At 65.0% G+C, this 20,447-nt stretch carries 20 protein-coding genes; 10 read left to right on the top strand and 10 right to left on the bottom strand.

Features of this window, described 5'->3' with window-relative positions; translation table 11 throughout:
* Positions 1-63: 63 nt before the first annotated feature.
* From D1409_RS01625 to D1409_RS01610, 4 genes are all read right to left on the bottom strand, one after another.
* Complete coding sequence (locus tag D1409_RS01625) at positions 64-1,140, bottom strand: class I SAM-dependent methyltransferase (protein ID WP_123533384.1); 1,077 nt, start codon at positions 1,138-1,140, stop codon at positions 64-66.
* 16 nt (positions 1,141-1,156) lie between these two features.
* The gene (locus D1409_RS01620) at positions 1,157-1,342 is read right to left on the bottom strand and encodes a DUF1059 domain-containing protein (protein WP_123533382.1); all 186 of its coding nucleotides are present in this window, start codon (positions 1,340-1,342) and stop codon (positions 1,157-1,159) included.
* A gap of 238 nt (positions 1,343-1,580) precedes the next feature.
* Positions 1,581-2,393 (bottom strand): helix-turn-helix transcriptional regulator, encoded by an 813-nt coding sequence (locus D1409_RS01615; RefSeq protein ID WP_123533380.1) that lies wholly within the window; start codon positions 2,391-2,393, stop codon positions 1,581-1,583.
* 342 nt (positions 2,394-2,735) lie between these two features.
* On the bottom strand, positions 2,736-3,647 hold the full coding sequence (locus D1409_RS01610) for a helix-turn-helix transcriptional regulator (RefSeq protein WP_123533378.1): 912 nt from the start codon (positions 3,645-3,647) through the stop codon (positions 2,736-2,738).
* A 149-nt stretch (positions 3,648-3,796) separates the two neighbouring features.
* On the opposite strand from D1409_RS01610, the gene D1409_RS01605 reads away from it, so the two are divergent.
* The 3 genes from D1409_RS01605 to D1409_RS01595 all read left to right on the top strand — a co-directional run bounded on the left by D1409_RS01605 (position 3,797) and on the right by D1409_RS01595 (position 6,514).
* Positions 3,797-5,287 (top strand): FAD-binding oxidoreductase, encoded by a 1,491-nt coding sequence (locus D1409_RS01605; RefSeq protein WP_123533376.1) that lies wholly within the window; start codon positions 3,797-3,799, stop codon positions 5,285-5,287.
* 85 nt (positions 5,288-5,372) lie between these two features.
* Complete coding sequence (locus D1409_RS25800) at positions 5,373-5,522, top strand: DUF7512 family protein (protein WP_449404901.1); 150 nt, start codon at positions 5,373-5,375, stop codon at positions 5,520-5,522.
* A 2-nt stretch (positions 5,523-5,524) separates the two neighbouring features.
* A complete protein-coding gene (locus tag D1409_RS01595; RefSeq protein ID WP_206424952.1) occupies positions 5,525-6,514 on the top strand; it encodes a sulfite exporter TauE/SafE family protein in 990 nt (329 codons plus the stop codon).
* 55 nt (positions 6,515-6,569) lie between these two features.
* Here the strand turns inward: D1409_RS01595 and D1409_RS01590 are convergent, their stop codons facing one another.
* Positions 6,570-7,652 (bottom strand): methyltransferase domain-containing protein, encoded by a 1,083-nt coding sequence (locus tag D1409_RS01590; protein ID WP_123533370.1) that lies wholly within the window; start codon positions 7,650-7,652, stop codon positions 6,570-6,572.
* A 151-nt stretch (positions 7,653-7,803) separates the two neighbouring features.
* On the opposite strand from D1409_RS01590, the gene D1409_RS01585 reads away from it, so the two are divergent.
* The 3 genes from D1409_RS01585 to D1409_RS01575 all read left to right on the top strand — a co-directional run bounded on the left by D1409_RS01585 (position 7,804) and on the right by D1409_RS01575 (position 11,732).
* The gene (locus tag D1409_RS01585) at positions 7,804-8,700 is read left to right on the top strand and encodes a helix-turn-helix transcriptional regulator (protein WP_123533368.1); all 897 of its coding nucleotides are present in this window, start codon (positions 7,804-7,806) and stop codon (positions 8,698-8,700) included.
* A gap of 290 nt (positions 8,701-8,990) precedes the next feature.
* Entirely contained in the window at positions 8,991-9,419 is a 429-nt protein-coding gene (locus D1409_RS01580) for a universal stress protein (protein ID WP_123533366.1), read from the top strand.
* Positions 9,420-9,551: 132 nt separating this feature from the next.
* The gene (locus D1409_RS01575) at positions 9,552-11,732 is read left to right on the top strand and encodes a heavy metal translocating P-type ATPase (RefSeq protein ID WP_123533364.1); all 2,181 of its coding nucleotides are present in this window, start codon (positions 9,552-9,554) and stop codon (positions 11,730-11,732) included.
* Positions 11,733-11,780: 48 nt separating this feature from the next.
* Here D1409_RS01575 and D1409_RS01570 read toward each other — a convergent pair whose 3' ends face one another.
* Positions 11,781-12,572, bottom strand: a complete 792-nt coding sequence (locus D1409_RS01570; protein WP_123533362.1) for a 2-oxo acid dehydrogenase subunit E2 — start codon at positions 12,570-12,572, stop codon at positions 11,781-11,783.
* A 677-nt stretch (positions 12,573-13,249) separates the two neighbouring features.
* On the opposite strand from D1409_RS01570, the gene heR reads away from it, so the two are divergent.
* Complete coding sequence (heR, locus tag D1409_RS01565; RefSeq protein ID WP_268895801.1) at positions 13,250-14,092, top strand: heliorhodopsin HeR; 843 nt, start codon at positions 13,250-13,252, stop codon at positions 14,090-14,092.
* 143 nt (positions 14,093-14,235) lie between these two features.
* Here heR and D1409_RS01560 read toward each other — a convergent pair whose 3' ends face one another.
* Together D1409_RS01560 and D1409_RS01555 are read right to left on the bottom strand one after the other, a co-directional pair.
* Positions 14,236-14,592 (bottom strand): DsrE family protein, encoded by a 357-nt coding sequence (locus D1409_RS01560; protein ID WP_123533359.1) that lies wholly within the window; start codon positions 14,590-14,592, stop codon positions 14,236-14,238.
* Positions 14,593-14,715: 123 nt separating this feature from the next.
* Positions 14,716-16,161, bottom strand: a complete 1,446-nt coding sequence (locus tag D1409_RS01555; RefSeq protein WP_123533357.1) for a dihydrolipoyl dehydrogenase — start codon at positions 16,159-16,161, stop codon at positions 14,716-14,718.
* A 681-nt stretch (positions 16,162-16,842) separates the two neighbouring features.
* Between D1409_RS01555 and D1409_RS01550 the strand changes: the two genes are divergently transcribed.
* The 3 genes from D1409_RS01550 (at position 16,843) to D1409_RS01540 (ending at position 19,526) form a co-directional block, all read left to right on the top strand.
* Complete coding sequence (locus D1409_RS01550; RefSeq protein WP_123533355.1) at positions 16,843-17,880, top strand: NAD(P)/FAD-dependent oxidoreductase; 1,038 nt, start codon at positions 16,843-16,845, stop codon at positions 17,878-17,880.
* An 80-nt stretch (positions 17,881-17,960) separates the two neighbouring features.
* Positions 17,961-18,674 (top strand): NAD(P)H-hydrate epimerase, encoded by a 714-nt coding sequence (locus tag D1409_RS01545; protein WP_123533353.1) that lies wholly within the window; start codon positions 17,961-17,963, stop codon positions 18,672-18,674.
* 99 nt (positions 18,675-18,773) lie between these two features.
* The gene (locus tag D1409_RS01540; RefSeq protein ID WP_123533351.1) at positions 18,774-19,526 is read left to right on the top strand and encodes a proteasome assembly chaperone family protein; all 753 of its coding nucleotides are present in this window, start codon (positions 18,774-18,776) and stop codon (positions 19,524-19,526) included.
* Between the two features lie 68 nt (positions 19,527-19,594).
* On the opposite strand, the gene D1409_RS01535 is transcribed toward D1409_RS01540, so the two are convergent.
* Together D1409_RS01535 and D1409_RS24230 are read right to left on the bottom strand one after the other, a co-directional pair.
* A complete protein-coding gene (locus D1409_RS01535) occupies positions 19,595-19,978 on the bottom strand; it encodes a winged helix-turn-helix transcriptional regulator (RefSeq protein WP_123533349.1) in 384 nt (127 codons plus the stop codon).
* A gap of 283 nt (positions 19,979-20,261) precedes the next feature.
* Positions 20,262-20,429, bottom strand: a complete 168-nt coding sequence (locus D1409_RS24230; protein WP_164471529.1) for a hypothetical protein — start codon at positions 20,427-20,429, stop codon at positions 20,262-20,264.
* Positions 20,430-20,447: the final 18 nt, after the last annotated feature.

The following is a 20,447-nucleotide window of genomic DNA, read 5'->3' as shown; positions in this document are numbered from 1 at the left end:
CGACACATTAGCGCTCGTTGCTGTCCGAAAATATAGGTCAGAAATCACTCGATAGATAGTTGACTACGGCTTCGCTTCGAAGACGAGACTCGTCTTCGTCTCGGCGGCCCGACGGAATCGCGTGAACCCTCCCTCGGTGACAACCTCACGTGTTTGTTCTTCCCCCGCCTGTGCGCCCATCCCGTAACCGACCTCCTGACTGAGCGAGTTCGGCGTACAAGCCACGGTCGAGATCGAGTACGCGAGACGACCGAACGGAGTGAGGTTGTCTTCGACCCGGTCGTCGGCATACGGTTCGACGATCATCCAGGTGCCGTCGTCGGCCAGTGTCTCTCTGACGTGGGACGCCACGCCGACGGGGTCGCCCATGTCGTGATAGCAGTTGAACATCGTCACGAGATCGTAGTCGGAACCGTCGTACTCCCGCGCAGTCGCCGCCTCGAAGTCGACGCGGTCGGCGACACCTGCCGATTCCGCTCGCTCGCGCGCCGTCTCGATCGATGCCTCGTGGTAGTCGACACCGACGACCGTCGCGTCGGGATACGCTTCGGCCATGCGAATCGTCGGAGCGCCGTGGCCACAGCCGATGTCGGCGATCCGCCCGCCCGCGTCCAGCGTCCCGGCTACACCGTCGAGCGCCTCGATCCAGTCGAGGAGGAAGTTCCCGTAGGCCGGACCGAAGAAGCGTTCGGTGCCGTGGAACACGTCCTCGTCGTGTTCGTGCCAGCCGACGCCCTCGCCCGTTCGAAACGCCTCCCGAATGTCGGGTTCGATTTTGGCCAACGACGCGACGAGTTGGAACGCGCCCGGCATGAACACCGGGCTCTCTTCGTCGGCTAACACGTACGCCTGCTCGGGGGTGAGATCGTAGCGGTCGGTCTCGGGGTCGTAAGCCACGTACTCGCCCGCAGCCTGTGAGCGAAGCCATTCGCGGACGTAGCGTTCAGAGGTATCGGTTTCCTCGGCCAGCTCGGCAGACGTGAGCGGGCCGGTCTCGTCCAGCGCCGCATAGAGTCCGAGATCGTCGCCGATGGTGGCCAGGGCGGCGTGGACTGTCGCGCCGAGGTCAACGAGTGACGTTTCCACGAGCTCGTTCAGCTTTTCTTCGTCGATCGGGTCTGCTTGGGTTTCTAATGACATAGGGTCGCTTCCGTAGTTACACGACCTTCAGGTGTTCACTCCGGAGTTCTTCATCCGTGTAGTCCCGGCCGTGAACGTCGCGCATATGCGTCTTCGCCAGTTCGATCGCCTCTTCTTCGGTTTCCGATTGTATGATGAACCGGCAATCGGCTGCTGCCGCTTCACAATCGAGCCTGTGTGCGTGTTGCTGGTCGTCAGTCATGTGGATTGCCTCCCCGCCAGCGACGATACGACGGCGAAGATACTGTAGTTACTTCGTGACCGTTCGCCAGGAACTGCTGGCCTGGCAGTCACTGCAAAAGTATCACCTCCTGCGATCCGAGGACGGTCGGGACCGAACGTTTCCCCGCCCGGCTCCGGGACGAACCCCTCGGACCGAGCCGAGATTACAGCAGCCTACGCATCGATCAGATCAAGCAACGGAATCCGTAGTCTCCACTCTACGTGGGTTCGACTGGCGTAGCCTCCGACGTGTGCGTTTCGAACACCGATTGCGCCCACTCGCGGACAGCCGCTACGTCGGTGTCGATCAGTACGTGGACCGTGCCACTGTCTTGTTCGTAACAACTGATAGCGACGCGCTCGTCGAGGAGACCGATTCCGCATCGGGGGAGCGAATCGTGCTCCAGAACGGTGAAATTGTCCCGTTGCATCATCTCGAAGCTGCGCTCCGGGTACGTCGAAAGAAAGTACGTATGGCTCTCTGGTCGAGCCACCAAGACGACGTCGACCCCCTCGTCGACCAGTTGAACGAGAACCTCGAAGCACGGCTCCATCAAGGCGATCTCGGGGCGAACCAGTCGAAGTTCGTTCGTCTCCTCGAGAAGCGACTCGAATCGGGTGATCGGGCGGTACGGTGAATCGGGTTCGGCAACAGTGACGGTCATCGCTTCCCACGTCTCGATGGTGAACTCGCTGACCTCACCGGGAAGCCAGCGCCAGATATCACGCAATTTTCGCTCTGTTTCGACCTGTTCGATCAGGTCCTCCATCCCGGAAGCGACCACCTCCCCAAGCCGGGTTGCTGAAAACTGGTACCCGTCTTTGCGGATCCAGACCCGGTCTTCGAACTCGCCCAGCGTCCGCCGTATCGTGGAGGACGAAACACCGACCAACTCACAGAGTTCGGACCGACTCCGGGGGCGCTCTGTCAGCGCGACGAGCGTCGGGACGCGGTGTTCGGACCGCGCGAGATACGCGATGTCACCGATTGGTGACTCCGCATTCGAGCGTGGTATGCTGTCGTGACCCATGACTCAACTACGTATACGAACTAGAAAACGATTGATCCCACTTACACGACGATGCCGAGTCACTTGCGTTCGTTGCCTGAGCAGCCGATTCAGGGAACTGTGTGCCGTGTGTCTTTCAACTGGTCACAGAACCGTATACAGAGCGTCAAACTCTGGATACGCAGACCCTCGAATTCAGACGTCTCACGACTGAAAGGCCGATTCGGTCGACAGTCGAACCGGAGAGACGTTTCGACGTTCGACCTGCAAACACGGGCCGGGCTTGTGAAATTTGCAGGTGTCGGAGTCGTGGTGGCGTAACGGGAACACAGGACGAGTGGTTCCGCCCACACCGAGAACAGATCACCGGATCAGACCCGTCTTCTCGTCGAGCGGGTTCGAATCTGCTCTGACCGACGTGTAGACGCGCTCTGCCCACTCACGCGCGATCGGTGAATCCGTATCGGCGAACACCTGCATGAGCCCGGTGGTTTCGTCGTAGCCGCCGATACCGACACGCTCGTCGAAGAGAGCGAGGCCGTACGGCAGTTCGTCACGCGTCCGGAGTGTCAGGTGCCCGCGGTCGATCGCTTCCAGGGCGCGCTCCGGGTACGTCTCGAACAGTTTCTCCACGATCTGTGGAAGATAGATGATCTCGGTGTCGGTATCGTCGAACACCCGCTGGTGGAACTCGCCGAGGACCAGCGGCGCCATGTGCGTCGTGTTGAACCCCCGGAACGTCTCCGATTCGGTGGCGAGCGCGACGAACCGCTCGACCGGCCGGTACGGGTCGTCAGGTTCGGCGACGGTGATCGTCGCGTCGACGAACGGTTCGACGACGAACTCCCGGTGATCCTCACAGATCACGTCGAGGAGCGGGGTGAGTCTGTGCGCCGTCTGTATGTTCGCTTCGAACCGGAGCACCTCCTCCGCGACGACCTCGCCGCGCCAGGTCAGCTGGAATCGGCCGTCTCTCTTCTCGACGAGTCCGTGCTCGTCGAGCCACCGCGTGTAGCGGTGGCTCGTCGCCCGCGAGACGTCGAGTCGCTGTTCGATCTCCCGGCGATCGAGCGGTCCTTCCAGCAGCGCTTCGAGGACGGGCTCGTGTCTGACGATGTCTCCGAGGAGTTCCGTATCGACGCGATCACCCGCGGCGTCCAGACGCTTGCCGAGATAGCGGCGGTTTCGCTCGTTCTCCAGGATAGCCTCGAAGACCGGCGAGCCGGGTGGCGGGCGACCATCGTCCTCCGATCGGTCGTCTCGGTCACGGATCATGTAACTCACTCACTAGAGAGTGGGTGTCACAGATAGTAACTCTATCTCGTCCGCGCTCCGAGACTCGTCTCACTCCCTGAAACGGTCCTCTCCTCACCGAACACGTCTCGATAGGTGAGGCCAACAGCTGTGCCGTCGTCTGATATTGTATGGCACACCACGCGATCCCTGTCGAACAGATCGAACAGTTCGAAGCGGGATTCCACGGAGACCTGATTCGTCCCGACGGCGTTCGAAAAAACTCCGCTCCTTCGGACCCGGCAGAACGGCGCAGCCGTTCCGCGGACGTCGACTACGACGACGCCCGCGCGGTGTGGAACGGGATGATCGACAAGCGTCCGGCCCTGATCGCCCGCTGTCGAAGCGTCGGAGACGTCGTCAGCGCAGTGGACTTCGCGCGCGAGAACGACCTGCTGGTCGCGGTCCGCGGCGGTGGCCACAACGTCGCCGGAACCGCCGTCTGCGACGACGGGCTGGTGATCGATCTCTCCGAGATGAGGGGCGTGTGGGTAGACCTTGACGCACGGACTGCACGGGTCCAGGCCGGTGCCACGTGGGCAGACGTGGACCACGAAACTCAGGTCTTCGGGCTGGCAACGCCCGGTGGAGTCGTCTCGGAGACGGGGGTCGCGGGACTGACGCTCGGTGGTGGCATCGGTCATCTCCGCTGCAAGTACGGCTTGACGTGCGACAACCTCGCATCGGTCAATCTGGTCACGGCGGACGGCGAGTACCTGACCGCCAGCGGGGACGAGAACCCGGACCTCTTCTGGGGGCTCCGCGGTGGCGGCGGCAACCTCGGGGTGGTCACCGGCTTCGAGTTCGACCTCCACCCGGTCGGCCCGGACGTGGCGGTTTGCCTCGTCTTCTATTCGAGTGACCGGACGGTCGAGATACTGGAAGCCTACCGCGACTACGTCGCGGATGCTCCCCCGGAAGTCAGCTTGCTCACCCTGTCCGGTGTGATGCCCGACGAGGATCTCTTCCCGACAGCCGCGGTGCACGAATCCAAGATAGCGATCGCGGGCTGTTACGCGGGCCCGGTCGCGGACGGCGAACGCGCACTGGCACCCTTGCGAGAGATCGCCGAGCCGATCGCAGACTTCAGCGGACCGATGGCGTACGTCGAGTTACAGCAACTCTTCGACGAGGACTACCCCGACGGGATGCGCTACTACTGGAAGTCGCTGTACCTCGACGGCCTGTCGGAGTCCGCCATCGACCGAATCGCGTACTGGTCCGATGTGGCACCGTCACCGCTCTCGACAGTGGACGTCTGGCAGTTGGGTGGCGCGATCACCCAGGTTGGCGTCGAGGACAGCGCGTTCGCGGGGCGACACGCGCCGTTCCTGCTCGGTGTCGAAGCGAACTGGCAACGCCCGGAGGACGACGACGCCAACGTCGAGTGGGTGCGCGATTGTCTCGACGACATGCGCCGGTTCTCGGACGGGTCGGTGTACCTGAACTTCCCGGGATTCCTCGAAGAGGGAGACGACATGATGCGGTCCACGTTCGGACCGACGTACGAGCGGTTGGTCGCGCTCAAGGACGAGTACGACCCGACGAACCTGTTCCGCCTCAATCAGAACGTCGCGCCGTCCGAGAGCGCCCGGGCCGATGGCGGGGAACGACATGAGTGATCGAGACGCCGAGTTCGAAGGAGTCCGGCAGGTATCGACAGTCCGGGTCGTACTGTTGGGGATACTGGTAGTACCACCGAGCGTCCTGCTGATCGCTCCCGTACTCGGCGAGTCCGGGCAGGCCGCTGCCACGGTCGGGTACGTTCTGGCGGAGGCGCTCGTGCTGTACGTCGGATACGGGGCGCTGGCGCGGGTTTCTGGCCCGGCCGCCCGTGCGATCCTCGTGAGAACCTGACCGTGGAACCCCTCGGCCTCGGTCTCTCGACGATCGGTCTCCTCGTCGCGTTCGGCCTGCTCGTCGGCATCCTCTTCGGGTTCTTCGGGATGGGCGGGTCGTTCCTCGTGACGCCAGCGCTTCTGGTGGTCGGCTATCCGGCATCGGTGGCTGTCGGGAGCGGACTCGCGTTCGTCTTCGGTACCAGTGTCATCGGCGCGCTCGGACACCGCGACCACGGCCAGGTCAGCTACCCACTGGCGGCAGTGACGACTCTCGGAATGACGTTCGGTGTCGAGGTCGGTGCGCGAATCGTGTTCGTGCTCGCGGAACTCGGCAGTGCCGACGCCCTCGTCAGCGCGGCGTACGTCGGACTGCTCGGTGCAGTCGGGCTCTTCGTCCTCCGAGACGCCCGTATCGACGACACCGGTGTGGGAACGGGCCGAGTCGCTACCGCGGTGCAGGCCATCGCGTTCCCACCGATGCTGTCGCTACCTGGCGGTGCGACCGTCTCCGTGTGGGTCGTCCTGGTTGTCGGGTCGGTCGTCGGCGTTCTCTCTGGATGTCTCGGCGTCGGTGGGGGATTCCTTCTGCTCCCCGTCACGATATACGGGTTCGGCCTTCCCGCTGCGATCGCTGCTGGGACCAGCATCCTCCAGATCACGGTTTCGGGCGCGTTCGGGACGTTCGTCTACGCCCAGTCGAACGCCGTCGACGTCCCCGTTGTCGCCGTGTTACTCGTCGGCAGTGCGCTGGGCGCTCGCATCGGGACGAGCGCGACGCGACTGGTAAACGAAGGTGACGTCAGGGGATACTTCGCAGTGACGTTGCTCTCGGGGAGTGTCGCCACCGCAAGTAAGCAGGTAAGTGTGGTGTACGGCGTCGAGATGCTCGAAACCGTGAGCGCTGTCCTCATCTTTGGGACCGCGGTCCTGGTCAGTGGTGCGATCGTCCGCGCGTCGGTCACTGCGCTCAGAGCGAATCGACAGCGGTCGCCGCCACTGAATCACTAGCGACCGACGCGGGGAGACCGCCGCCGAAAACCGCGTCCAGTCAGGGAGGTCGTCGTCACGGCCTGGCTTCGAGTACCAGATTGAACGGTGTCTCGGTCGCCCGGCGGACGCTGGTGAACCCTCCCTCAGTGATCACCTCACGGAGACGCGCTTCGCCGGCCTGGTCTCCCAGGACCGGGTCGCCGCCCTGGGCGAGCGAGTTCGGGACACAGGCCATCGTCGAGGCGCAGTAGAACGCCCTGCCCACCGGGTTCAGGTTTTCCTCGACTCGATCGTTGGCGAACGGCTCGACCAGCATCCACGTCCCGTCGTCGGCGAGCGTCGCACGAACGTGTGAGGCCACACCGACCGGATCACCCATGTCGTGATATGCGTCGAACGTCATCACCAGGTCGTAATCGCCCCCGTCGTATTCCTTCGCGGTCGCCGCCTCGAAGCTGATACGGTCCGCGACACAGGCTTCTTCGGCGCGCTCGCGGGCGACATCGATCGAGTCGTCGTGGTAATCGATAGCGGTGAACTCCGACTCGGGATAGGCCTCGGCCACGATGATCGTCGAGGCAGCGTGTCCACAGCCGACGTCGGCCACGCGCGCACCCTCCCCGAGCTTCGCGTCCACTCCATCGAGCGCGGGAATCCACTCGGCAACGAGATTCGTCGCATAGCTGGGCCGGAAGAAGCGCTCCGTCCCGTGACACACGTCCTCGTCGTGCTCGTGCCAGCCCACGCCCTCACCGGTTCTGAAGTCGGCCTCGATCTCTGAGAGGGACTTCTGATACCCCATCAACCCCTGGAACGCGCCCACGAGGAACGCGGGGCTGTCCTCGTCGGCCAGCAGCGCCACCTGCTCAGGGGTGAGGCTGTAGCGCCCCGTCTCGGGGTCGTACGTGACGTATCCACCAGCCGCTCCGGCGGCGAGCCACTCGGCGACGTACGGTTCCGCAGTGTCGGTTCGCTCGGCCAACTCCGCGGGCAGGAGTGGTCCGTCGTCGGCCAGCGCCTCGTAGAGGCCGATCCTGTCGCCGATGACGATCAGTGGCGCGTAATAGGCCGCTCCGAGCTCGTTCACGGCCATTCCGACGAGTTCGTCCAGTCGTTCTCCGTCGATCGGTTCGTCCGCGGTAGTCGATGATACCATATCGGGACCGTGGGCCCGAGACCTATTGGCCTCATTCACGGAGACGACGTTCGACGGCGTGACATGCCGTTTCAGGACGTGAGAGGGGTTTCGCGTCGCGTACGGGATAGAACTACTACACGTGCCAGCGTACCCCAAGATAGAGGATGACATGGACACTTCCGAAGACGACCGGCTCACGTTCAATCCACCGGCATCGCCGATCGTGGAGGCCGTCATGCAGAACGCGCGGAATCAGCAGTATCTCAGCAAGCGCCTCGACGCAGCGGGCGACCGCGCCGACCCGGACCATCTCGGCGACATCGTCCGTCACGGTCCGGTTCTCGAAGCACTCCGGGCGGAGCCGTTAGACCGCCGCGAGATCGAGGACCGTCTCGACGTCTCGCGGGCGACGAGCCACCGCTTGACGAAGTGGCTCGACGAACAGGGATTCGTCGAGAAGACCGACGGCCGCTTCCAGTTGACGGGCCGTGGGGAGGCGGTCACCGACGAGGTGCTCCGGTTCGAGGCGAACGTGAGCACCGTCCACCGGATGGGTCCGCTGCTGGACGTCATCTGTCCGCATCACGCGGAGTTCGCCATCGAACCGATGATCGATTCGACCGTGACGGTCGCTGAACCGGCCGTCCCGGACCGGCCGGTCGAGCGGTTTATCTCGCTCGTCACCGACTCGGAGACGTTCCGGGGGTTCAACTCGACACACCTGGCGCCGTTGATGATAGGTGAGTTCTACCAGCGGGTGTTCGACGGTACGGAGGCCGAACTCATTTACACGCCACCCGTCGCCGAGACACTCCGTGAGACCTATCCGACCCGCGTGACGGAGGCAGTCGATCGCGGACAGTTACTCGTTCGGACCCGCGAAAAGTTACCCTACGGACTCGCAATCTTCGACGAACGCGTCGGACTCGGAGGATACGACGACGACACGGGGTTGATGCAGGTGTTCGTCGATACGGACTCTCCCATGGCTCGTGAGTGGGCCGAACGCGTCTACGCGTCGATCAAAGCGGACTCGGCTCCATTCGACAGCTCGGTGGATCAGTAACGTCTGTAGGCCGATCCTTGTGACCATTGTGAAACGGTGAGGGGTCAAATTCAGTCGCCTCACGCCTGCGAGGGCGATTCGTTCGACAGTCGAACCGGAGCCTGCAGCGCCCACACAGTTGCGCCGGGATAATCACCCGATCGTCCGGGGATTATCGGTCGAACGAGCACAGAGGCGCAGTCGTCGTACCGTGGTCTCGGGTGGCGTCTCGATCCTCGAAACAGTGTACGAGCGGACGCGCGGTGCGCTGAGCAGTAGACTCATTTCGATCCGCTATATATTATCTCCGTATGCCAGAGAACGTTCTCGTCGCCTTCGACGGGTCGCCGCTCTCCCAGCGTGCGCTCACGTACGCTATCGAGAACTTCTCGGACGCGACCATCACCACGATTTACGTCATCGATCCGATCGACTCGGTTGTCGACGTGGAGGCCGGCGGTTTACCAGTCGCCGAGGACTGGTACGACAACGCCCGGGAACGCGCAACCATAATCCACACGACGGCCACGGACCTCGCTGGAGAGTACGATATCGAACTGAATACGGTCACCGAAGTCGGCAGGCCGGCGCGAGCGATCCTCGAATACGCGGACGACCACGGTATCGACCAGATCGTCGCGGGGAGCCACGGCCGCTCGGGAATCGAACGTACGCTCCTCGGAAGCGTCGCCGAGACAGTCACCCGTCGAGCACGGATCCCGGTGACGATCGTCGGATGACCGGTCCACGACAGGGAAACGACACTGTGGCAGTCTCTGCGGGGAGAGGAACCCGGGTTCGCAGACGGTCGAACGAATATCCGCTGGCGTCCCGAAAACTGAAGCCCCAGACAGAGCGGAGGTGTAGAGAGCGTGGCCGTTACTGAATCATCTCCGCTATCCACGTGTACGATTCGAATCGAACGACGGGGTGGTCGTGGCGAAGCGGGAGCGCGGGCGCTCGAACGACACCTCCGGAGTGTATCGGGCGTCCACGACGTCGACGTCTCGTTCCGAACGGGAGACGCTCGGATCACCTACGACGAGAGCGTCACCGCCGAAGAAACGATTCGAGAAGCAGTCCGCGACCGGGACGTCTCGATCCGGGACGACTCCGGGCCGGCGACGGACGACGTGAGCACCCGCTCGGAACTCAAGCGGGAGGCGGTGTTCGTCGGCCTGACGCTGCTCGGGATGGCGACAGGGCTCGTAACGGGGTGGCTCGACGGACCGTCGCTCCTTCTGTGGACCGGCTACGGCGTCGCGTACGTCTTCGGCGGCTGGTACGGGCTCGTAGGAGCGGTCGAGACGCTCCGCCACGGTGCGGTCGACATCGACCTGTTGATGATCGTCGCCGCGCTCGGTGCGCTCTCGATCGGAGCGCCGTTCGAAGGCGCGATGTTGCTCTTCCTGTTCTCGCTGTCGAATACGCTCCAGCACTACGCGATCGGTCGCTCGCGTCGGGCGATCGAGTCCCTCGTCGAGATGCGGCCGGACGAAGCGCAGGTGCTACGCGACGGCGAGGAGGTCACCGTCCCCATCGACGAAGTCGCCGTCGGCGACGTGTTCGTCGTCCGCCCCGGCGACAAAATCCCGCTGGACGGCGTCGTCGCGTCCGGCACGGGGACGGTCGACCAGGCCTCGCTCACCGGCGAGTCCGTGCCCGTTCCGAAGGAGTCAGGCGACGAGGTGTTCGGCGGAACGATCAACGAGAGCGGGAGCCTCGAAATCGAAGTCACGCGGCAGGCCCACGAGTCGGCGATCAGCCGTCTCATCCACATGGTCGAGCGGGCGCAGAGCGAGAAGGCGCCGACACAGCGGCTCATCGACCGCCTCGAGCAACCGTACGTCGTCGGCGTGTTCGCACTCACGTTCGCAGCTATCGCTGTTCCGCTCGCGCTCGGGAGCGAGTTCACCAGTACGTTCTACCGAGCGATGACGCTCATGGTCGCCGCCTCGCCCTGTGCAGTCATCATTTCGACGCCCGCGGCGGTCCTTTCGGCGATCGCCTCCGGGGGCAGACAGGGCGTCCTGTTCAAGGGCGGCGAGCACGTGGAGGCGGCGGCGAACATCGACGCGGTCGCGTTCGACAAGACGGGAACGCTCACGCAGGGCGACACGCAGTTGACGGACGTTCTCGTCCGTGACGGTGCTGCAGACGAAGCGCTGACTTCCGACGGGCTGCTGTCCCTCGCCGCCGCGGTGCAGGCCCGCTCGGAGCATCACCTCGCTCGTGCGACCGTGACAGCGGCGGACGACCGGTCGCTCGACGTCCCCCACGCACAGCGGTTTCAGTCAGTCGCCGGGAAAGGCGTCCGGGCCGACGTCGAAGACGCGACCATCCACATCGGGAACCGGAGCTACTTCCGGACTGTCCTCGAAGACGCAGCGGTCGAGGGCCTCGAACCCGGTCTCGACCGGCTCCAGACGGTCGCGGCGGAGGGGAAAACGAGCGTCATGGTCGCCCGAGAGGCCCGCGGCGAAGTCACCGTGCTGGGGTGGCTCGCCTTCACCGACACGGTCCGCCCGGGCGCTGCCGAGATGATCGAGGATCTCCGCGAACTCGGCGTGAGGAACGTCGTCATGCTGACGGGCGACAACGAGCGGGTCGCACAGCGGATCGCCGATCAGGTCGGTATCGACGAAGTTCAGGCGGAACTGCTACCGGAGGAGAAAGTGGCGACCATCGAAGCCCTGGTCGAACGATACGAGAACGTCGCGATGGTCGGCGACGGCGTCAACGACGCGCCGGCGCTCGCCACAGCGACCCTCGGCGTGGCGATGGGCGGCGCGGGGACAGACGTCGCGCTCGACACTGCCGACGTGGTGTTGATGGGTGACGACCTCAGTAAGATCCCATACGTCCTCGGCCTCGGACGCGAGACCCGCCGGACGCTCACCGTCAATCTCGCGATCGCCTTCGGCGCGATCGCACTCATGGTCGGGACGATCCTCCTCCGAGGGATCCCGCTACCGCTCGCGGTGGTCGGTCACGAGGGGTCGACGGTCCTCGTCTCGCTGAACGGCCTTCGCTTGCTCGGCTTCCGTGGGTGAACAGTCTCCGTGGAGATGCCGGTCGGTTTCGCAATCGGCGACGATGGATCACGGTTCGTCCTGTGTCCGTAACCCGGAGGCGTCTTCGACGAGTTCCGTCAGTCGACGAACGAACCGGGTCGCGGGCGCGCCGTCGACGACGTCGTGATCGAACGTGACCGTCAGATCGAGCAACTCCCGGCTCTCGAGTTCCCCGTCGACGAGCCGCGGTTTTTCGCTGATTCCGCCGACGGTCAGTTGCAGCGTGTAGTTCGTGGGGCTGATCGCCCATCCGCCGCCCCCGCCGAACATTCCCACAGCGGTGATAGCGACGGTTCCCGCGACGTCTTTCCACCGCCGGGGAAACCACTGCGGCAGCCGCCAGATCAGCCGCCGAGCGAATCCGGGGAGTCGGAGCCCCACCTGTCCCCATCGGGAGAGTTCCGTCGGGTCCGGTGACTCCTGAGCGGACCGAATCTCGTCGTGAAGCGACCGTACCGACCGTCGGTTGGCTCCTCGAATGACGTGCGGGACGCCGATTCGCTCGCCCCGGATCGTCGTCTCGACGAGCACGTTCACGTCGACCTCGTCGAAGACGTGTACTCGTCCCCGCCAGTCTCGATAGGCGTTGATCTCGGGGTGGTCGTCGATGGCGTGGGCGAGACAGAAGGTGAGAAACGCGGTGAACGAGAGCCGCTCCCCCGTCTCCTCTTCGATAGTTCGGATGCGTCGTTTCGCCTCGGTGACGTCGACCTCTACGAGGCCGTGGACGTTGCTTCGCTTGCCCGCAGTTCGCATGTAATCGACGGTCCCCCGACGGCGAGGAGAGAACGGCTCGATCCGGTCTCCACCGTTGCTCATACCTCTGGTTACTCCGGTAGAACCATACTTCTTGACCTGCGGTGGGGGAGTTTCGAACCGTAGCGGAGTGACTGGCGGAGGAGACCGGCAGGCCATCGCGGTTCGAGGAAACCACCGAGTGAACGGACGGGCAGCGTTCGGACGCCACCGTTCGACGGCTCCCTCTGCAGCCAGATTTCGGCTCCCGAAATCAGCCGTCTCGAATCCGATATCAGCCGTCTCGAATCCGAAATCAGCCGTCTCGAAACCGAGATTATCCGTCTCATGGCCGAACAGAGGATACCTCCGAGGCTGGAACACCAGCCCGCAACGGCCGTCGTACTGGGAACGGACCCGAACAGCCACAGGACGCTGCGAAGGATCCGAACGGCAGAGTTAGTTCCACCTGGATTCGCGAAAATTCACGTCGCGGTCACCGATCGCAGGGGCGGCCCGGCGTCCGTGAGGAGTTTGTTCTCCGCCTCCCCGAGGGATTCTTCGTCCGTCGAGCGTCACTCGCCCGTTCACAGTTAGAACGATCGTAACAACAGCCACGATTGATGTAACTCCGGGCACAAGTGTTCCCGTGTCGTATCTACCTGACGGAGTGACCGAAGAGCTTCGAGGGCTCGACGAGAGCGGTCTCGCACAGATCCCGGATACTGCAACTGGGCCCTGTAGCCGACCCGTCTACTAACGTGTCACAGACAGAATCCTCGAACGCCGATGCGGCCGGGGAGCCGCGGCGGGCTGAAGCGGCGACGCCGCCGGTCACTGCCCCGCGGTATCGGCGTCTCCGTCGGTGGAACGCGGTGATGGCCGTCTTGCACTTCGTTCAGGGTGTCCTGATGGTCGTCCTGGCCGAGGACGTCCGCTGGCCGATCACTCGCACGCGATACGAGTTCGACGTCGCCAGCGAGACGCTCGCACCGGCGACTGTGCCGTGGGTCGACGTACAGCTCCCGCTGCTGGTCGCCGGGTTTCTCTTTCTCTCCGCGCTGGCACACGCGCTCATCGCCACCGTTCGCTACGGGGCGTACGTCGAGTACCTCGAGCGAGGGATGAATCCCTACCGGTGGTACGAGTACTCCGTGAGTGCGTCGCTGATGATCGTCGTCATCGCGATGCTCGCGGGGGTCTGGGACCTCGGAACCCTGATCGCCCTGTTCGGGCTCGTCGCGGTGATGAACCTCTGCGGGCTGTTGATGGAACAGCGCAATCAGGCGACCGACCGGACCGACTGGACGGCGTACTACGTCGGAACGCTCGCCGGACTGATCCCGTGGGTCGTCATCGGTGTCACGTTCGTCGGAAGCGTGGTCGCGGCGGGCAGCGAGTTCCCAGAGTTCGTGATCTACATCTACGTCTCCATCTTCGTGTTCTTCAATCTCTTCGCGCTGAACATGGTCCTGCAGTACCGCGAGACCTGGCGCTGGACCGACTACCTCTTCGGAGAGAAGACCTACATCGTCCTCAGCCTCGTCGCGAAGTCCCTCCTCGCGTGGCAGGTCTACTTCGGGACGTTGAACTCGCCCATATGAGGGCGTGAGAGACGGGACTCCGTCGCGGTCGTGGTCGTCTGAACGCACGGACCGGCGTCTCCCAGTTCACGGCGTCGACGGTCTGACGACCCGCGTCCGGGCGGACGACGGGGCCCGTTCAGGGAGCGAACGGCGAGCCCCGTTCAGAACGTGATGATCTCGTAGTCGTCGTCGACGAGCGAGCGGATGCTCGGGTGGCCGTCGTGGTCGTCGAGGGTGACGACGCCCGCGTCGGCGACCGCGTCTTCCACGCCGAACGCGCCGGCACAGAAGTCACAGACCGACGTGTCGCCCCTGACTGCCTGATAGAGGTCGTGGTAGTCGCTGTCCTCGTCTTCGAGTTCGGGGATCCACTGCGTCCCGGCGCCGTCGAAGATCAGTTCCACCTCGTCGCCCTCGGTCTCTGCGAACTCCTTGGCCGTCTCGAGTCCGTTGACGAGTCGACCCGTGTCCGCGTGCGATTCCGTTCCGGCGAGTACGATGACTGCTGCGTTCGTCATTACGTCCGTCACTGGGAGGGTCGACCACTAAAGGCCGCGCGAACGCCCCGGTAACCGGGTTACACGAGTGTTATCGCCCCCGGTCGCGGTCGGTGATGGCGGTCGTGGTCGTCGAACTGACGGTCAATGGTGGTGCTCGTGGTCGTGGTCGTGGTCACTGCCGCGGCTGAACTGGCCGGAGAACGCCCGCTGGACGACTTCGGGGAGCGCGGGGTGGATGTGGACCGACTCCCGGATGTCCTGCACAGTCCCCGACCCGGCCTTCATCGCGACGACGACCTCCTGGATCACCGTGGACGCGTCGGGGCCGACGATGTGACAGCCCAGTATCTCGCCCTCGAGGTCGACGATGACCTTCACGAAGCCCTCGGCTTTCATCGCGTCGCCGCGAGCCGTGTCCTCGTAGCGGTAAGTGTTGGTCGCGTACTCGCGGCCCTCGGCGCGGAGTGTCTCCTCCCGAGCGCCGACGCCGGCGACCTCCGGCGAGGCGAAGACCGCGAACGGCATCGCGCTGTAGTCGACCGGCCGCAGTTCGCTGCCGAAGATGTTCCGTGCGGCCGTCTGGGCCTCGTGGTTGGCGCTGTGTTTCAGCAGGTACTCGCCGACGATGTCGCCCAGCGCCCAGACGCCCTCCGCGTCGGTTCGGAGGTATTCGTCGGTCTCGATAAACCCGCGGTCGTCCGTCTGGACGCTCGTCGCGTCGAGGTTCAGCGTGTCGGCGTTCGACACGCGCCCGGCGGCGACCAGCAGTTCGTCGCCGGTCACGCTGACGGTGTCGGCGCCCTCGACGAGTCCCGCAGCCTCGCCGTACTCGTAGGGGTGCGCTTCGACCGTGAACTCGCCCCCGTCTTCGGTGACGGCCGTGGCCGCGTGTCCGGTGTGGACGGTGAACCGGTCACTGTAGCGGTCGGTGAACGCCGCGGCGACTTCCTCGTCGGCCTCGGGGAGGAGATTCGGACGCCGACCGACGATAGTGATATCACTTCCGAACGTCCCGAAGAACTGGGCGAGTTCGGCCGCGATGTAGCCGCCACCGACGATCACGAGGTGGTCGGGCGGCGTCTCCAGCTGGAGCGCCTCCGTGCTCGTCACGTAGTCGACGGACTCGATCCCGTCGATAGGGGGGATCGCGGGCCGCGAGCCGGCGGCGACGAGGATCGTCTCGGCCTGCAGTCGGGCGCCGTCGTCTTCGCCGCCCGACACCTCGATGGTCCGTTCGTCGACGAACCGGGCCTCGCCGTCGAACAGGCTGTGCTGGGGCGACGAACTGAGCCCGTTCCGGATCGACTCCGAATCGCCGTGGACCTCCTCGTTGACTTCGCGGACGATCTCGGCGAAGTCGACGTCCTCGACCGTCGCGTCGATCTTGAACTCGTCGGCGCGCTCGATCGTCTCCAGCACGTCCGCGTGGTACAGCAGTAGCTTCGACGGGATACAGCCGCGGTTGAGACAGGTGCCGCCGAGGCGTCCCCTCTCGACGACAGCGACCGACTGGCCCTGGTTCGCCGCGACGTTCGCGACGTCCAGTCCGGATCCGGAACCGATGAAGAGGAAGTCGAATGTCTCCATGACCGTCGGTACGAGCGCATCACTAATCAACGGCGAGTTACCACCCGGTAACCCCGCTCGGTCCTCGTCAGAACGACTCGCCGCTCGTCGACGGGTCCCGTCCGCCTGGCAGGACGACCACGGGCCTTACGCGTTCTATTCGCCGGACCGACGACAGCTACCGCGGGGCGAGCCGTCACAGACCTCGTCTGACCGTCTAAGGTCGAGACACCGGCCCCAGCGGCGCCCGACAGCCACACGTGGCAAATGCACGGATCAGATATACCGGCCACGGCGATAGATGGTATCGTATGTCACACGGCGGCAAAGGCACTCACGAGTGCGGCAAGTGCGGCCAGACGTTCGACACGGAGGAGGAACTCGAAGACCACGCGAGAGAGGAACACGACATGGAGATGTAATCGGACGACTGGTCGGTACCCCCGACGGTCGGACCCAGAGCGGTCCGCCCGAAGCGACCGGTCTGCTCGGTCGCCACACCCTGTTCGGCTCTCCGTCCGGTTTCGATCCTGACGTCTCTGAACTCCGATTCGATCCTGCGGTCTCCGAATCACGACGGGGACAGCGGGACGTGCCGCGCGGACCGACAGCGGCCCATCAGTGGCAAAACGAGACAGCGAGGCTCGTACGCTTACGTTTCCGGCCGCAGCTATTAGTCGACTCGCCGAGTAGTTCGAGCGCATGAGCGAGACCACCGAGAGCCACGAGTACGAAGTGGTCGTCGTGGGCGGCGGCCCGGCGGGGATGACGGCCGCGCTCTACAGCACGCGACTCGGACACCGGACGGCGGTCGTGAGTCGCGGCGGCGGTCGCGCGGCGATGATGCGACAGACGCACAACCTGCTGGGCGTCCGCGAGGAGACGAGCGGCGGCGAGTTCCTCGAGATCGGTCGGGAACAACTCGAGGAGTACGGCTGTGATATCCATCGAGACATGGTGACGTCGTGTTCCCGAGACGGCGGCGGCGACGAGGAGGACGGCGAACGGATACGGCTGTCGGGGAACAACGCGGACTACGGGGCCGAGATCGTCGTGCTCGCGACGGGGTTCAACGACGTGCGACCGGAGCCACCGCTGCCGCGAACCGGTCGCGGCCTCCACTACTGCCTGCACTGTGACGCTCACATGTTCGTCGACGAGTCCGTCTACGTCATGGGACACGGAGAGAGCGCCGCACACGTGGCGATGATCATGCTGAACTTCACCGACGAGGTCGACCTGCTGACCCGCGGTGTGGACCCCGAGTGGAGCGACGAGACGGCCGACGTGCTGGACCGGCACCCGATCGACGTGGTCCACGAGGACGTGACCGGCGTCCAGAACGGCGAGGACGGCTGGCTGAAAGCCCTCGAGTTCGAGAGCGGGTCCGTCCGCGAGTACAGGGGCGGGTTCGCGATGTACGGCGCCGAGTACAACAACGGGCTGGCGAGCGAACTCGGCTGTGCGATCAACGACGACGGGACCATCGATGTCGGCGACCACGGCAAGACGTCGGTCGACGACGTGTACGCCGTGGGGGACTGCACGCCCGGTCACAACCAGATCCCCGTCGCGCTCGGAGAGGGCGCGAGAGCCGGCATCGACGTGCACTTCCGGTTGCGAGACTTCCCGCGCGACCCCGAAGCACTCGACGAACTCGGCCCCGTCCGCTCCGAGGAAGTCCCCGGGGTCCCCGACGAACTACTCGAACAGGCGGTCGACTTCCACACCTACGACTGACCGGGTTTCCGCTCGCTCTCGCCGGTCGGTTGCGCGATCCACGACAAGCTACAACCGACAGCGGGTCGTCGGTCCGACCGATGGACCGGACACTGTTCGAGACGGGCCAGGGGCAGTCGGTGACGGCGGTGACGGCCGAGGAGATGCGCGCGGTCGACCGCGTCGCGGTCGAGACGTTCGGGCTCGGACTCCTGCAGATGATGGAGAACGCCGGTCGAAATATCGCGTCACACGTCCGCGAGAGAGGGCGAGAGGGCGTCACGGTGCTCGCCGGCAACGGCGGCAACGGCGGCGGCGGGCTCTGCGCCGCGCGCCACCTCGCGAACCGGGAGATCCCTGTCTCCGTCGTCCTCGATCGCGATCCAGACGACCTCGACGGCGCGGCGCGGTCACAGTACGACACCCTCGCCGCGATGGGCGTCCCGGTCGGCGGCGGGCCAGACGCGCTGACCGACAGCGACGCCGCAGTAGTCGTGGACGCGCTCGTCGGCTACGGCCTCGAGGGACCGCTCCGCGGCACGCCCGCCGACCTGCTCCGGGCCGTCGACGAGGACTCGACCGTCGTCTCCCTCGACGTTCCCTCCGGGCTGAACGCGACCACGGGGGAGCGAGCGGGCGTCGTCGCGGATTCCGACAGCGTCGTCACGCTCGCGCTCCCCAAGACCGGGCTCGCGGGCCTCGACGCCGACCTGGTGCTCGCGGACATCGCGGTCCCGTCGGGCGTCTACGAGGCGTTCGATATCCCGTACGCGAACCCGTTCCGCGACGGCTACCGGGTCTCGCTCGCGGAGTGAGTCCGTCGCGTCGAGGGCGATACCGCCGGAACTGCGCGGTCTGTCGCGTTCTCCGCACGCGCCTGTGTCGCTTTTGCCGTTCGAACGCGAAACTGGTGTATGAGTCACGCAGTCGTCTGGAACGAACACCTCAGGCTGAACAACCCCGTCTTCGTGGAGGGGCTTCCCGGACTCGGCCTCGTGGGCAAACTCGCGACCGACCACCTGATCGACCAGTTCGGGATGACCTACTACGCGAGCATCGAGTGTCCGAGCCTGCCGCAGGTCGGGGCGTATCACGGTGACGACCACAGAGTCCTCCCCGCGGTCCGCATCTACGCGGACGAACGGCGGGACCTGCTGGCCCTCCAGAGCGACGTGGCGGTGTCGCCACAGACCGTCTCGGACTTCGCGTCGTGTCTGACCGGCTTCCTCGTCGAGCGAAACGCGCTCCCGATCAACTTCAGCGGCATCGCGCGAGACGAGACCGCCGACTCCGCCGAAGAGCGCTCGCTGTGTGGCGTCGCGACCGGCGGCGGCGAGGAGACGCTGGCAGCCCTCGACATCGAACCGCCGTCCGAAGCCGGCCTCTGGAGCGGCCCGACCGGCGCGATGCTGAACGTCGCGCGCACCGAGGGGATCACGTCGCTCGGTCTGATCGTGGAGGCGGATCCGGAGCGGCCCGACCCCGAGGCGGCGTGTACGCTCATCGAGGACGGGATCGTGCCGGTCGCCGGCATCGACGTGGACGTCGACCCCCTGCGCGAGGCCGCGTCCGAGATCCGTGAGAACGAGCAGGCCCTCGCCGAGCGGATGCGCGAGTCAGAAGCGGACGAGAGCTCGAAAGCGGAGTCGCTCCGCATGTATCAGTGAGAGCGCTGCCGTCGAAGCCGGCGAGCGTCGCGGTCGCCCGGATCTGACAGCCGACCGACCGCGGCCGCTCAGGTCGAGTGCTCCTCGCCCTCGGGCTCGGTCAGGTACTGCTTCCCCCAGTCGCGCATCGCGTGGATGACGGGCCGGAGGGACTCGCCGTGGTCGGTGAGCGAGTAGTTCACTCGAAACGGCTTCTCACTGATGATCTCGCGGTTCACCAGCCCGTTCTCCTCCAGGTCCTCCAGGCTGTCCGAGAGCACCTTGCTCGAGATGCCGTCGACGTCCTCCTGGAGTTCGTTGAATCCGCTCGGACCGTTTTCGAGCAGCCTGTGCACGATGACCGGATGCCACTTCTTGCCGATGAGCGTCGCCGTCGTCGTGACGGGGCACCACTCCTCCCCTGCACACCAGACTTCGAGTCGCTCGTACGGGTCCGCGTTCGGGTCGTCCATACGAACGGGTCGTCAGCCGCCGGCATAACGGTAACTAATAGAAAGCCAGTAACGATACCGAATTGGCTTCGTTCGTCGACCCGTGTGCGATCGGGAAGTCCGCGACCGGAGACCCGACCGAGCGATTCCGGCCACTCCTTGCTCGGCGCGAAAACGGCGAAAACCGGACGCGTTCGAGGACCGAACCGTTCGGAAGCGGTCTCTCCCGCCGCGTTCGAGCGCGGAGGCCCAGCGGTCGAGCGACGGTGTCCGAGTTCGGTCTCAGCTCGCGCGGAAGAACCAGTCAGGACGGCCAGTTACAGTTCTCGCAGGGGTCGTCGCTATCGCGTTCGACCCGGTCCCGGATCTCCGCCCACGTGCCGTCGACGGTGTCGCCGTCGGGCTCTGCACCGCACCCGCGCACACCGATCAGGTGCCACGTCCCCGTCTCTTCGTTGTGAACTGCTTCCATACTCGGGGCGACGGGCCG

This window comes from Halosimplex salinum (assembly GCF_003730195.1).
In the GTDB taxonomy this organism is placed as follows: Archaea; Halobacteriota; Halobacteria; order Halobacteriales; family Haloarculaceae; genus Halosimplex; species Halosimplex salinum.
This window is presented reverse-complemented; position numbering and strand designations above follow the sequence as displayed.